Source organism: Kitasatospora sp. NPDC093806, assembly GCF_040683335.1.
GTDB lineage: Bacteria > Actinomycetota > Actinomycetes > Streptomycetales > Streptomycetaceae > Kitasatospora.
The window spans coordinates 30,880-46,099 of sequence record NZ_JBFBDO010000031.1; the positions used below are offsets into that span (position 1 = coordinate 30,880).

At 72.9% G+C, this 15,220-nt stretch carries 3 protein-coding genes; all 3 read left to right on the forward strand.

The genetic code is table 11. The annotated features are described in order from the left end of the window. Positions 1-161: 161 nt before the first annotated feature. The 3 genes from AB0N76_RS17535 (at position 162) to AB0N76_RS17545 (ending at position 15,185) form a co-directional block, all read left to right on the forward strand. The gene (locus tag AB0N76_RS17535) at positions 162-12,281 is read left to right on the forward strand and encodes an amino acid adenylation domain-containing protein (protein ID WP_363557999.1); all 12,120 of its coding nucleotides are present in this window, start codon (positions 162-164) and stop codon (positions 12,279-12,281) included. Positions 12,282-12,437: 156 nt separating this feature from the next. Continuing rightward, positions 12,438-13,748, forward strand: coding sequence for a hypothetical protein (locus tag AB0N76_RS17540; protein ID WP_363558001.1), 1,311 nt, complete (start codon positions 12,438-12,440; stop codon positions 13,746-13,748). A gap of 12 nt (positions 13,749-13,760) precedes the next feature. Further along, positions 13,761-15,185: an MFS transporter gene (locus AB0N76_RS17545; protein WP_363558003.1), complete on the forward strand. Its 1,425-nt coding sequence runs from the start codon at positions 13,761-13,763 to the stop codon at positions 15,183-15,185. Positions 15,186-15,220: the final 35 nt, after the last annotated feature.

The window sequence follows — 15,220 nt, forward strand, 5'->3', positions numbered from 1 at the left end:
GAGGTCTTGCCAATTGATGTCATGTCAGCTAGCAAGGGCGTCAACGGCTGTGACAACGAATCTTCTTGACGCTCGTCAAGGAGTGGCACAGTATGACCACGCGCCGTCGATGTTGATCGCTCTCGAACTCCGGCGACGGGGGAACTGAAGGGGGAACAGTGATGCGGAATCTCAACGTGGTTCTGATCGGCAAGGGTGGTGTCCTCGCGCGAAGCGGGGAGGCGCTGCTGTCGGCAGGTCACAGGATCCGGGCGGTGGTGACCGGCGATGCCGTGGTCCGCGCCTGGGCCATCAGATCGGGGATCGCCCACCACGACCTTGCCGACGCCCTGCTCGACCCGGCACGGCTCTCGTGCGACGTGCTTCTCAGTATCGGGAACGACGCCCTGATCCCTGACACGCTGTTGGCACGCGCGGACGGCATGAGTGTCAACTACCACTACGGTCCGCTGCCCGAGTACGCCGGTCTGAACGCGCCCTCCTGGGCCGTCGCCCACCGTGCCAGCGACTACGCCATCACCTGGCACCGGATCGGCGAGCTGGTCGACGGCGGCGACGTCCTCAAGCGGATACCGGTGCCGGTCGAGCCCGACGAGACCGCGCTGTCGCTGGGTGTGAAGTGCGACGACGCGGCCGTCGCGAGCGTCGCCGAACTGGTCGGCGAGATCGCCGAAGGACGTGCGAGCGCCGTCCCCCAGGACCTGGCCGCGCGTCGCTACTTCTCCCGGCACACGCAGTTCCCCGCCGAGGGCCTGATCGACTGGGCCGGCGAGGCCGAGGACGTCGTCGCCATGGTCCGGGCGACCGACCACGGGCTGTTCGGCAGTCCGCTCGTCTGGCCCAAGGTGAACGTCAACGGGCGCATCCTGGCCGTCCGCGAGGCCCAGGTCGGCACGGCGTCCCCCGGTGCCGCCCCCGGCGAGGTGCTGAGCTGCGACGCGGACGGGCTGACCGTGGCCACGGCCACCGGCGCCGTCCGCCTGGTCCGGCTGAGCACCCTGGAGGGCGAGCCGGTCGACGCGGACGGCCTCCCGACCGAGAACGCCGTCCGGCCCGGCCTGATCCTGCTGTCCCCCGGCGACGCGCTCCGCGACGCCCTCACCGAGACCGGCACCCTGGCGTCGAAGGCCACCGCGCACTGGCGCAGGCGGCTCGGCGCCGACGCCCAGCCGTTCCGGCTGCCCTTCGCCCCGCCCGCCCCCGGCACCGAGCAGGACGCCGCCCCCGTCGTCGTGCGCTGCGCCGCCCCCGGCGGGGTGTCCGCCCTGGCCGGCCTGGTGAGCACGTACCTGGGCCGGGCGACCGGGACGACCGAGGTCACCCTCGCCGTCGCCGCCCCCCGCGACGGGATCGACCCCGGCCACCGGGACCTGTTCGCCGCCTGGCTGCCGCTGCGCGCCGCGGTCGACCCCGGCCGGACGGTCGCCGACAACCTCCGCGCGGTCGCCGAGGAGTTCCGGCTCGGGCAGGAGAAGGGCCCGCTCCGCCGCGACCTGATCGGACGGGACGAGGCGCTGCGCCGGCTCTGGGACGCCGGCGACCTGACCCCCGACGTGCTGATCTCGTCGGCCGAAGCGGCCGAAGCCGCCGACCAGACGGAGCCGGCCGCCGCCGAGCCCGCCGACGGCCGGCGCCCGGCGCTGAACCTGGTCCTCCGGCCCGACGGCGAGACGGTCGAGTTCCACTTCGACGCCCACCGCCTGGCCCGCGCCGACGTCGCCCGCCTCGCCGCGCAGCTCGCCGACTGGTGCGAGCGCGTCCCCGCGCCGGCCGACGAGACCCTGGCCTCCGTCGACCTCCTCTCGGCCGCGGAGCGCGCGTCCTCCACCGACGCCTTCAACGCCACCGACGACGACACCGTCCTCGGCCACCGCCTGCACACCCTCTTCGAGCGGGCCGCCGAGCGGCACGCCGACAACGTCGCGCTGGTCTGCGCCGACACCCGGCTGACCTACGCCGAGCTGAACAGCCGGGCGAACCGCGTCGCGCACACCCTGATCGAGCGCGGCATCGGCCGCGGCGACCTGGTCGGCATCGGGCTGGACCGCTCCCCCGACGTCGTCGTGGCCGTGCTCGCGGTGCTCAAGACGGGCGCCGCCTACGTGCCGGTCGACCCGGCGTTCCCGGCGGAGCGCATCCGCCAGGTGATCGACGACGCCGACCCCCGGATCATCCTCACCCCGGCCGCGGTGCCCGCCAACCTCGCCGAGTGGTCGACCCGCTGTCTGGGCATCACCGACGCCGCCGCCGAGCGGGCCGGCACCGACGCCGCCGACCCGGGCGTCGAGGTCCAGGCCGACGACCTCGCCTACGTCATCTACACCTCCGGCACCTCCGGCACCCCCAAGGGCGTGGAGATCAGCCACGGCGCGCTGTGCAACCTGCTGGAGTCGATGCGCCGGGAGCCCGGCTGCACCGAGACCGACCGCCTGCTGGCGGTCACCACCATCTCCTTCGACATCGCGGTCCTGGAGCTGTTCCTGCCGCTGCTCAGCGGCGGCGCCACGGTCATCGCCCAGGCCCACGAGACGGTCGACGCGAACGCGCTGATCGGCCTGCTGGAGCGGCACGGCATCACCATGATGCAGGGCACGCCGGCGACCTGGCAGCTGCTGCTGGACGCGGGCTGGCAGGGCGAGCCGCGCCTGGGCAAGATCCTCTGCGGCGGCGAGGCCCTGCCGCGCGCCCTGGCCGACCGGCTGCTCGGCTGCGCCGACGCCGTCTGGAACATGTACGGGCCCACCGAGACCACCGTCTGGTCCAGCGTCTGGCGGGTGGAGCCGGACGGCGACGTCGTCATCGGCCGGCCGGTGGCCAACACCCAGCTCTACGTCCTGGACGAGAACCTCGCCCCGGTGCCGACCGGCTTCCCCGGGGAGCTGTGCATCGGCGGCGCCGGTGTGGCGCAGGGCTACCACGACGCCCCCGAGCAGACCGAGGCCCGCTTCGTCCCCGACCCGTTCCGGGCCGGCGGCACCCTGTACCGCACCGGCGACCTGGCCCGGTTCGTCGCGCCCGACGCGCTGCGCGTGCTCGGCCGCAACGACAGCCAGCTGAAGCTCCGCGGCTACCGCATCGAGCTGGGCGACGTCGAGGCGACGCTGACCGCCCACGAGGACATCGCCCGCGCGGTCGTCGTCGGCCGCCAGGAGCAACTGGTCGCCTACTGCGTCCGCGAGACCGCCGCGCCCACCGAGTCCGCCCACGGCGAGGAGGTGCAGCGCGCCGCGCTGGCCGAGTGGGCCGGCGCCTGGGACCGCGCCTACGAGTCCGACGCCGACGACGCCACCTTCAACCTGGCCGGGTGGCGCAACAGTTACGACGGCCTGCCGTTCTCGGCGGCCGAGATGCGCGACTGGCAGCGCGGTTCGGTCGACCGCATCCTCTCCTACGCGCCCGAGCGCGTCTTCGAGGTCGGCTCCGGCACCGGCCTGATGATGTTCGCCGTCGCGCCGCACTGCGCCGAATACCACGCGGTGGACGCCTCGGCCCAGGCCGTCGAGGTCACCCGGCAGCACCTGGGGTCGCTGCCGAACGTCACCTGCGAGCACCGCCCGGCGCACGACCTGCCGGCCGTGGCCGCCGGCTCCTTCGACACCGTGATCGTCAACTCGGTGGCCCAGTACTTCCCGAGCGTCGACTACCTGACCTCGGTGCTGGAGTGGGCGACCACCGCGGTGACGGACGGCCGGGTGTTCCTCGGCGACATCCGCGACCTGTCGCTGCTGCGCCTGTTCCACGCCGACGTGATCCGGTTCCACCACGACGACCTGGCCCCCGAGGAGATCGCCCAGCGGGTCGAGCGCGCGGTCCGGGCCGAGCGCGAACTGGTCGTCGCGCCGGACTACTTCGCCGACCTCCCGGCGCTGTTCCCGCAGATCACCCGGGTCGACGTCATGCTGCGCAACGGCGGGCACGTCAACGAGATGACCCGCTACCGCTACGACGTGACGATCCACCTCGGCGGCGGCGCGCAGGCGCAGGCCGCCACCGCCGAGCACGACTGGCGGACCGGCTCGCTCGACCTCGCGGCCGTGCCCGCGCTGCTCGCCGGCCTCGACGGCGGGCCGCTGCGCCTGACCGACGTGCCCAACGCCCGGCTCGCCGAGGTGCCGGACCCGGTCGGGGCGCTCGGCGAGGCGGCGGAGCCGTACGCCCGCCCGGTGGACCCGCGCGACCTCACCGAGGCCGCCCGGGAGGCCGGGCTGGAGTGCGCGCTGCTCCCCAGCCGCTCCGGCGACAAGTGGACGTTCGACGCGGTGTTCTGGGGCCCGGGCGTCACGCCGGACCTGAGCCTGCGCCCGGCCGCCGCCACCGCCGACCGCGCCGCGCTGGCCCGGTTCGCGAACGTGCCCGCGGCGGGCGAGCCGGCCAAGAAGTCGGTGGGCCACCTGCTCCGCCCCTGGCTGGCCGAGCGGCTGCCCGCGTACATGGTGCCGACCTTCTTCGTCGAGCTCGACGAGTTCCCGCTCACCCCGAACGGCAAGATCGACCGCAAGGCGCTGCCGAGCCCGGTCATCGACGCCGGCGCCATCGCCAAGCCCGCCAACGAGCTGGAGCGGGACATCCTGGCGATCTGGTCGGACGTGCTGGGCCACGACCGGATCGGCGTCAACCAGAACTTCTTCGAGATCGGCGGCGACTCGCTGCGCGTGGTCCGGGTGCAGACCCGGCTGGAGAAGGTGCTGGGCCGGCCGATCTCCTCGGCCAAGCTCTTCGAGCACTTCACCGTCAAGGCCCTGGCCGCGCACCTCACCGGCGTCCGGACAGGCCCGGTCGAGATCGCGCCGAGCCGCCGCGCCGAGGACGAGCCGATCGCCATCATCGGCATGGCCTGCCGCCTCCCCGGCGACGTGAGCAGCCCGGACGAGCTGTGGGACCTGCTGGAGCGCGGGGCCGACGGCATCACCGAGGTGCCCGCCGGCCGCTGGGACGCCGACGCGATCTACGACCCGGACCCGGATGTCCGCGGCAAGTCGGTGACCCGTCGCGGCGGCTTCCTCGCCACGCCGATCGACATGTTCGACGCGTCCTTCTTCGGCATCGCGCCGCGCGAGGCGCACGCGATGGACCCGCTCCAGCGGCTGATGCTGGAGACCACCTGGGAGGCGTTCGAGCGCGCGGGCTACACGCTCGACCAGCTGCGCGGCAGCCAGACCGCCACCTACATCGGCGTCGGCAAGAACTCCTCGTACCAGGAGTACGGCATCACCACCGGCGGCTCGATAGCCGACCTGGACGGCTACGTGGGCACCGGCTCCGCGCTCGCCACCGCGTCCGGCCGGCTCTCCCACGTGTTCGGCCTCGAAGGCCCGACCATCACCATCGACACGGCCTGCTCGTCGTCCCTGGTGACCACGCACCTCGCCGCCAACGCGCTCCGCGACGGCGAGTGCGACCTGGCCATCTCCGGCGGCGCGACCATCCTGCTCACCTCCAACATGAACGTCGAGTTCAGCCGGCTGCGCGGGATGTCGCCGGACGGGCTGTGCCGGTCGTTCTCCGCCGACAACGACGGGACCGGGTGGAGCGAGGGCGTCGCCGTCGTCATCCTGAAGCGGCTCTCCGACGCGCAGCGCGACGGCGACACCATCCACGCCGTCCTGCGCGGCACCGCCGTCAACCACGACGGCCACGCGGCGAGCCTGACCACGCCCAGCGGCCCCGCCCAGCAGAAGGTCATCCGCACCGCCCTCGGCGCCTCCGGGCTCCAGCCGAAGGACATCGACTACCTGGAGGCCCACGGCACCGCCACCCGCCTCGGCGACCCCATCGAGGGCACCGCCCTCGGCGAGGTCTTCGGCGGCAGCCACCCCGACGAGCCGCTCTGGGTCGGCTCGGTCAAGTCGAACCTCAGCCACACCCAGGCGGCCGCCGGCCTCGCGGGTGTGATGAAGGTCGTCCTGTCCATGCGGCACAACGTGATCCCGCGCACCCTGCACGTCTCCGAGGCCACCCCGGACGTGGACTGGGCGGGCGCCAACATGGCCCTGGCCCGGGACCCGCAGCCGTGGCTGCCGAAGGACCGGCCGCGCCGCGCCGGCGTCAGCTCGTTCGGCATCGGCGGCACCAACGCGCACGTCATCGTGGAGGAGCCGCCGGCTCCCCTGCCGTCGGACAAGCCCGCGGCGCAGCAGCCCGCGACGCTGCCGTTCGTGGTGTCCGGCTCCACCGACGCCGCGCTGCGCGCGCAGGCCGAGGTGCTGCACCAGTACGTGGGCATGAACATCCAGGACCGGCTGCTCGACCTGGCGCACTCGCTGGCCACCACCCGCAGCCACTTCCGCAAGCGGCTCGTGGTGCCGGCCAAGGACCGGTCCGAGCTGCTGGACAAGCTCGGTTCCTTCGCCCGCAGCGGGGAGACCCCGCCCGGCGCCGCGCGGACCGGCGACACCGCCCAGGAGCAGAGCCTGGCCCTGCTGTTCACCGGGCAGGGCAGTCAGCGGGTCGGCATGGGCCGGGAGCTGTACGAGACCCAGCCGGTGTTCCGCGAGGCGCTCGACGGGATCGTCGCCCACTTCACCGAGCTGGACCGTCCGCTGCTGGACGTCATGTGGGCCGAGGAGGGCACGGCCGACGCCGCGCTGCTCGACCGGACCGACTTCACCCAGCCGGCCCTGTTCGCGCTCGAGGTGGCGCTGTGGCGGCTGTGGGAGAGCTGGGGCGTGCGCCCGCAGCTGCTGCTGGGCCACAGCATCGGTGAGCTCGCCGCCGCGCACGTCGCCGGGATCTTCGACCTGGCGGACGCGGCCCGGCTGGTGGCCGCCCGGGGCCGGCTGATGCAGGCGCTGCCCAGCGGCGGCGCGATGGCCTCGGTCGAGGCCGGCGCCGCCGAGGTCGAGGCCGCGGTGCGGGAGCTGGACCTGGCCGGCAAGGTCGACCTGGCCGGCCTCAACACCCCGACCCAGACCGTCGTCTCCGGCGACGGCGACGCCGTGCGGGCCCTGGTGGCGCACTTCGCCGGCCAGGAGCGCCGGGTCAAGGAACTGACGGTCTCGCACGCGTTCCACTCCCACCACATGGACGCCATGCTGGCCGGCTTCCAGGCGGTCGCCGAGACCGTGACCTACCGTCCGCCGACGATCCCGCTGGTCAGCAGCCTGACCGGGGCTCTTGCCGCCCCGGGCGAGATGGAGCAGGCCGCCTACTGGGTGCGCCAGGTGCGCCACGCGGTGCGCTTCAGCGACGGCATCGCCGCCCTGCACCGCGAGGGCGTCACCACCTTCCTGGAGCTCGGTCCGCAGCCGGTGCTCTCCGGCATGGGCGTGGCGACCCTGGCCGAGGAGACCGACCTCGCCTGGCTGCCGTCGCTGGCCGCGGGCAAGGACGGCTCCGCCGTCGCCCTGGGCAGCCTCGGCGAGCTGCACGTGCGGGGTGTGCCGGTCGACTGGCGGGGCTGGTTCGGGCCGGCCGGCGGTGAGCGGGTCGCCCTGCCCACCTACGCCTTCCAGCGCGAGCGCTTCTGGTTCGAGCCGACGGCGCAGCGCTCGGTCGGCGCCGGTCTGGACGACACCGCGCACCCGCTGCTGGGCGGCGCGGTACGGATCGCCGGCACCGAGACGGCCGTGTTCACGACCGTGGTGGCGCCGGAGGAGCCGGCCTGGGTGCAGGACCACCAGATCATGGGCACCGTCCTGATGCCGGGCACCGCGTACATCGAGGCGATGCGCTCGGCCGCCGACGCCACCGCGCCCGGCGACTGGGACGTGGCCGACGTCGACTTCCTGTACCCGATGGTGTTCGCGGGTGGCGCCCCCGCCCGGCTCCAGGTCGTGGTGGGCGAGGAGTCCGAGGGCTCCCGGCCGGTCCAGGTGTTCAGCGCGCCGGACCGCAAGGACGGCGAGTGGCTGCTGCACGCCGAGGGCCGGATCGTGCCCGCGAAGCCCGTCACGGCGGGCTCCGTGGTGCTGCCGCCGCCGGGTGCCGAGCGGCTGGACACCTCCGCGCTCTACGACGAACTGGACGAGATCGGCTACGAGTTCGGCCCGGTGTTCCGGGGCATCCAGGAGGCCTGGCAGGCCGACGGGGTGGTGTGGGCCCGGGCGGCGCTGCCCGAAGAGGCCGCGCACACCGCCCGCTCCTACGTCCTGCACCCGGCCCTGCTGGACTCGGCGATGCAGTCGCAGCTGTTCAGCATGCGGATGCACAACGCGAACCCCGAGGACGTGCTGGTGCCGTTCGAGGCGGAGCGGCTGTCGATCCGCGAGCGGGGCCTGGCGGAGGTGTGGGTCCGGGTCGCCCGGTTCGAGCTGGGCGACGGCGAGTTCCACGCGTCGCTGGACCTCTTCGACTCCGCGGGCGAGAACGTCGGCCGGCTGGAGCGGCTGCACGCCCGGCGGGTCGACCGCGCGGTGCTGCGCAGGCTCGCCGCGCAGGGCGTCGACCGGCTCCGGTTCGAGGTGAACTGGCGGCCGACCGACACCGAGAAGGCGGAGATCGGCGGCTCCTGGGGCCTGCTGTCGCCCGGCGGCGAGGTGCCGTGGGCGGCGGAGGTGAAGCGGGCGCTGAGCCGGGCCGGTGTCCAGGCGTTCAAGGTGCGCTCGCTGGAGGAGGCCGACGAGCTCGACGGCGTCATCTGCCTGTGGGACGCCGGCAAGGACACCCTGGCCGGGGCGCACACGCTGTCCGCCGCGGCGCTCGGCCAGCTGCAGACCGCGGCCGAGAGCGGGTTCGTGCCGCCGCTGGTGTGGCTGACCCGCCGCGGTGTGGGCGTCAACGCCGACGACATGGCCTCCGGGCTGGGCGCGGGACCGCTGTGGGGCCTGATGCGCACCGCGCGCAGCGAGCACCCCGACCTCGCGCTGCGCCTGCTCGACCTCGGCGACGAGGAGGCCGATCTGGCCGCCCTCGCCCCGGCGCTGATGCTCGCCGACGAGCCGGAGTGCGTGCTGCGGCGCGGCGAGGTGCTCGTCCCGCACCTGGAGCGGGTCGGCGCCTCGGGCGAGCTGACCCTGCCGCCGGAGGGCGGCTGGCAGCTGGAGATCGCCGCCAAGGGCCGGCTGGACCAGCCGCTGTCGGTGCGCAAGGTGGCGCCGAAGCCGCTGGCGGCGGGCATGATCAGGGCCGATGTGAAGGCCGCCGGGGTGAACTTCCTGGACGTGCTCAACGCGCTCGGCATGGTCGAACTCCCGGTGTTCGGCATGGAGTTCTCCGGCGTGGTCACCGAGGTCGGGGCCGGCGTCAAGGACGTCCGGGTGGGCGACCGGGTGCTGGGCCTCGGCCAGGGCTCGTTCGCCGCGTCGGTCGTCACCGACGCGCGCTGGGTGGTCCGGGTCCCGGAGAACCTCACCTTCGAGGAGGCCGCGACCGTCCCGATGGCGTTCCTGTCGGCCTGGTTCGGCCTGCACGACCTGGGTGCGCTGAAGCCGGGCGAGCGGGTGCTGGTCCACTCCGCGGCCGGCGGCGTCGGCATGGCGGCCGTCCAGCTGGCCCGGCTGCACGGCGCCGAGGTCTACGGCACCGCCAGCGAGCCGAAGTGGGCGACGCTGCGCGAGATGGGGCTGGACGACGACCACATCGCGTCCTCCCGCGACCTGGGCTTCGTCGAGTCGTTCGGCCGCACCGCGCCCGGACGCGGCTTCGACGTCGTGCTCAACTCGCTCGCCGACGCGTTCATCGACGCGAGCCTCGGCATGCTGGGCGAGGGCGGGCGCTTCCTGGAGCTCGGCAAGATCGACCTGCGGGAGCAGTCCTGGGTGGACGAGAACCACCCCGGCGTGAAGTACCGGGTCTACCACCTGCTGGAGGCCAACCCGGACCAGATGCAGGCGATGCTCCGCTCGCTGGCCGAGCTGTTCGCGGCGGGCAAGCTCACGCCGCTGCCGCTGCGCTCCTTCCCGATGACGGCCACGTCCGACGCGCTGCGCTTCATGGCGCAGGCCCGGCACGTGGGCAAGGTGGTGCTGACGCCCACCGAGCAGAAGGAGTTCATCCAGCCCGGCGGCTCGGTGCTGATCACCGGCGGCGTCGGTGGCCTGGGCGGGCAGGTCGCCACCTGGCTGGCGCAGACCCACGGGGTGCGCGACCTCGTGCTCACCTCGCGGCGCGGTCCGGACGCCCCCGGCGCTGAGGCGCTGGTGGCCGCGCTGGCGGAGCTCGGCGCCACCGCCACGGTGGTGGCCGCCGACTCCGGCGACGCGGAGAGCATGGCCTCGGTGCTGGCGCTGTTCGGCGCCGACCGTCCGCTGCGCGGCGTGGTCCACGCGGCCGGTGTGCTCGACGACGGCGCCCTGTCGGCGCTGACGCCCGAGCGGCTGGACACGGTGTTCTCGCCGAAGGTGGACGGTGCCTGGCACCTGCACCGGCTGACGCAGGACGTCGAGCTGGACTTCTTCCTGCTCTTCTCCTCGATCTCGGACATCCTGGGAGCGCCGGGCCAGGGCAACTACGCGGCGGCCAACGCCTTCCTGGACTCGCTCGCGTACCTGCGCCGGGCCCAGGGCCTGCCGGCCACCTCGGTGGCCTGGGGGCCGTGGGAGGGCGAGGGCATGGCCTCGACGCTCAGCGAGCGGGACCGGGCCCGGATCAGCCGGACCGGCATGGACGCGCTCGCTCCGCAGGACGGCCTGGAGCTGCTGGAGGAGACGGTGCGCAGCGGTCGCCCGCTGACCGTCGCGGCCGCGCTGGACCTCGCCGCGCTCCAGACCTACTACGAGGGCCAGGGCGGCGTGCCGTCGCTGATGCGCTCGCTGCTGAGCACCCAGGGCGGCAGCGCCGCCCGCAGCAAGGGCGACGGCGGCGCGGGTCTGCGCAAGCTGCTCGGCCAGACCGCTCCGGCGGAGCAGGAGTCGGTCGTGCTGGACATGGTCCGCGAGGGCGTGGCCAGGACGCTGGGCTTCGCCTCGATGAACGACGTGGACCCCGGTCTGCCGCTGCAGGACCTCGGCATCGACTCGCTGACCGCCGTCCTGATGCGCAACCAGCTCGCGGACATGACCGGCCTCGCCCTTCCGGCGAAGATCGCGCTCGACCGTCCGAACCTGAAGTCGCTGGCCCAGTTCCTGCTGGAGAAGCTGGTGGAGCGCGGCCTGGACGCGCCGTCGGAGGCGGACGCCTCCGTCGACGAGTCCACCGTGAGCGCGGCGGCCCCGGCCGACGCGGCCGGTCCGGACCTGACGGCGGTGCGCAAGGGCTACCTGGACCCGACGCTGCGGTTCGACAACGCCCGGGGCGAGCTGGGCCGTCCGGAGTCCGTGTTCCTCACCGGGGCCACCGGCTTCGTCGGCGCCTTCCTGCTGCGCGAGCTGCTGGCCGCCGGCGTCGCCACGCACTGCCTGGTGCGGGCCGACGGCCAGGAGGCCGGCACCGAGCGGCTGACCGGGGTGCTGTCGAGCTACGGGATGTGGCAGGACGACTTCGGGCCGCTGCTGCACCCGGTGGTGGGCGACCTGTCCGAGCCGCTGTTCGGGCTGACGGAGGAGGCGTTCGGCCGGCTCGCCGACGAGGTCGACGCGGTGTGCCACTCCGGCGCCCTGGTGGACTGGGTGCGGCCGCTGAGCGAGTACATCGGCCCGAACGTGGTCGGTGTGCACGAGGCCCTGCGGCTGGCGTCGACGGGCCGCGGCAAGACGCTGCACGTCATGTCGACCTTCGGGACGCTGCCGCGCTACCTCGGCTACGAGGTCACGCCGGACGAGTTCGAGTACGGCTACGTCACCTCCAAGTGGATGGCGGAGCAGATGGTGACCGCGGCCCGCTGGCGCGGCGCCAAGGCCTCGGTCTACCGGCTGCCGTTCGTGGGGCCGTCCGCCACGACGGGCCACTTCCGGCTCGACCGCGGCGACTTCCTACACAACCTGGTCGCGGGCAGCATGGCCCTGGGCTGCTTCCCGAGCACGGGCGCCAGTCTCGCGGCGGTCCTGCCGGTCGACCACCTGGCCCGGACCATCACCGGGATCATGCTCGACGAGCGGGACCGGATCGGCCGGGACTACGACTTCGTCAACGCGGGGGCGCCGAGCTTCGACCGCTTCTTCGAGATGGTCGGCGCGGCGGCGGGCTCCGGTGAGCTGGTGCCGTTCGACGAGTGGAAGCAGCGGGCCCTGGCCTTCGCGGTCGCGGACACCAAGAGCCCGCTGGCCCGGATCGCGGCCCTGGTGGACGGGCTGACGCCGGACAACCTGACGCTCACCTTCGGGGCCGGCCTGGCCGGCGAGCACGTGCTGGGCGGCGACGACCACCCCGCGGAGCCGTTGGACGAGCGGTTCGTCGAGCGGTACGTCCACCGCATCATCGCCGCCGACGAGGCGGACGCCAGGAAGCAGGGCCCCGTCGGGGCGTGACGACAGCGGGCACCGGTGGAGCCGTCCCTACCCGGGGCGGCTCCACCGGTCCCGGATCGGTACCAGCCACCGGCCACCGGAGCGGCAGCAGCGACCGGCCACCGGCCCCGGAGCGACACCCTCAGCGACACCAGGATCGACAGGAGAGTGAACGGCATGAGTGCAGCATCCGAGCAGGAACCCGTGATGACGGGCACCTACCAGCCCAGCGGGACCTTCCTGCACACGTCCGCCGGCGCGCACGCCGAGAAGTTGATGCCGGTGCTGGACAAGTACCCGGTGGACGCCGGGGAGGTGGAGCTGCGGCTGCCGCCGAAGCGCGTCCTCAACCCCAGCTGCTTCTACCCGGACACCACCCCCACCGTCGTCGAGCAGATGAACCTCGACGACGGCCTGGCCGACAACCTGGCCCGGCAGCTGCGGTGTCAGGCCGTCATCCAGGAGAGCTTCGCCGCGGCGTCGATCGGCAACTACTTCCCGCTGTCGACGATGTTCGAGAACTGCGTGCTGTTCATACCCTCGGCCAAGCGCTTCTACGACCTCAACCAGGGGATCGTCCACAAGCACTTCCCCGAGGTCGAGACCGCGGTCGTCAACGCCTTCGTGGTCACCGCGAACAAGCGCTCCTACGGGACCCACTCGGCCAGCGGCATCGCGCTGCAGATCCCGTCGCTGGTGAAGAAGCGGCTCGGGTTCCCGACCGAGTACCGCAGCTTCCACACCGCGGTGACGCCGACCCCGCTCGACCGGCAGCCCTTCGTGATCTTCGAAGAGGCCGAGGTCGAGGCGCCGAACCTGCAGTTCGCGTACGAGAAGATCATGGAGTACGGCGTGGACAAGGAGGAGAAGGCCGCCGTCGACAAGGCCCTCTACCTCTTCCTGGAGGGCAAGCTCTCCGAGCTCGACCTGCCCACCGTGCGCGACTTCCTGATGGCCAAGTACTGGGAGAAGCGGTACGCCGACACGCCGTCCCCCGGCTACTACTGCGACTCGCGGGTCGGTGACGCGCTGGTCTTCGACAACTACCGGGCCCACGGCGACGGCACCCTGCCCGGTTCGCCGCAGGACCGGCTGACGATCGACTTCCGCTGCTTCAACAAGGTGCACTACCCGGCGGGCATGTCCAGCGGCCTCGACTTCATCGTCGACCCGGACGAGCGCGACTACCAGATCAAGCGCAAGCGGGACTCCATCGACTTCCTGCTGACCACGCTGGGCTACGAGGACATCGACGAGTTCCTGTACCTGGTGTTCGGCACCCGGCACAACGAGCACATCAACCCCTTCGGGCTGATGACCGACCTCCAGTTCGGTGTCTACAACAAGTCCGAGTACCACCTGCTCGACCAGAACCTCGACGCCCACTACGAGCGGGTGGAGCGACTGTACGACCAGATCGAACGGGACGGCGAGTTCGTCCTTCCCGAACGCGCGAAGCAGCGCCTCCAGGCACTCTCGCAGCAGTAGGGGGAAACCGGCATGTCCCACAACTCAACGGTCGCGCGCGCCGAGACGTCGTCGCGCGGACTCCTCGCCGTCCTGCTGACGGGGGTGTTCATCGCGATCCTCGACGTCGCCATCGCCAACGTGGCGGCGCCGAGCATCGGCACCGACCTGCACGCCAACGGCGCCGAGCTGCAGCTCGTCGTCGCCGGCTACATCGTCAGCTACGCCGTCCTGCTGATCACCGGCGCGCGGCTCGGCGACCTCACCGGCCGCCGGAGGATGTTCCTCACCGGGGCCGCCGTCTTCACGGCGGCCTCGCTCGCCTGCGGCCTGGCCTGGTCGGCGCCGGCCCTGATCGTCTTCCGCTTCGTGCAGGGGGCCGGGGCCGCGCTGATGGTGCCGCAGGTGCTCAGCCTCATCCAGCTGAACTTCGCCGACGCCGCCCGGGCCAAGGCGCTCAGCGCCTACGCCACGGTGATCGCCGGCGGCGCGATCGTCGGCCAGATCGCCGGCGGCGTGCTGGTCAGCGCCGACATCCTCGGCACCGACTGGCGGCCGGTGTTCCTGGTCAACGTGCCCGTCGGCCTGGTGCTGCTGATCGCCGGGGCGCGCACGCTGCCGAAGGACCCCGGCAATCCGGCCCGCAAGCTCGACCTGCCGGGCCTGGCCACGCTGTCCCTCGCGGTGATCGCGCTGGTGCTGCCGCTGGTCCTCGGGCACGAGCTGGACTGGCCCGCGTGGACGTGGGTGAGCCTGGCGCTGAGCGTGGTCTTCGCGCTGGCCTTCGTGGCGGTCGAGAACCGGGCCACCAGGACCGGCGGTTCACCGCTGGTCCACGGCGCGCTGCTGCGCGCGCCCGGCATGGTGGCGGGCGCGCTGGCGCTGCTCGCCGCGACCGCGAACTACGGCGCGATCCTGTTCCTGATCGCGTTCTTCGTGCAGACCGGCCTGAACCACGGCGCGCTGGCCGCCGGGCTGGTGTTCCTGCCCAGTGCGTGCGCCTTCGGCTTCGCCAGCATGAACTGGCGCAAGCTGCCCGCGAAGTGGCACCGGCTGCTGCCCACGGCGGGCCTGTCGCTCACCATGCTGGCGCTGATCGGGCTCGCCCTCGCCATGGATTCCGGTCACATTTCCGTCTGGATGGAGATCTGCATCCTGCTCTTCGGCCTCGGCATGGGGTCGGCGTTCAGCCCGCTGTTCACCATCGCGCTCTGGAAGGTGCCGCCGGCCAACGCGGCGGACGCCAGCGGTGTGCTGACCACGGTGATGCAGCTCGGCCAGGTCATCGGGGTCGCGGTCTTCGGCTCGGTGCTGCTGAACCTCATGCACGCCCCGTCCGACGCGCCGCACGCCGGCTTCGTCACCGCGCTCGTGATGGCCGCCACGGGGGTGGTCGGAGCCCTGATCGCGCTGCGCCTGCCCCACGCGAGCAACTCCCCTGCGGGGTCGACCAGCTGACGGCCGGGTCCGATAATCCAGAAGACATCAGTCGT

Excerpts from the sequence above, each read along its gene's own strand:
- AB0N76_RS17545 (WP_363558003.1), top strand. The coding sequence starts at position 13,761 with ATGTCCCACAACTCAACGGTCGCGCGCGCCGAGACGTCGTCGCGCGGA.
- AB0N76_RS17535 (WP_363557999.1), top strand. The coding sequence starts at position 162 with ATGCGGAATCTCAACGTGGTTCTGATCGGCAAGGGTGGTGTCCTCGCG.
- AB0N76_RS17540 (WP_363558001.1), top strand. The coding sequence starts at position 12,438 with ATGAGTGCAGCATCCGAGCAGGAACCCGTGATGACGGGCACCTACCAG.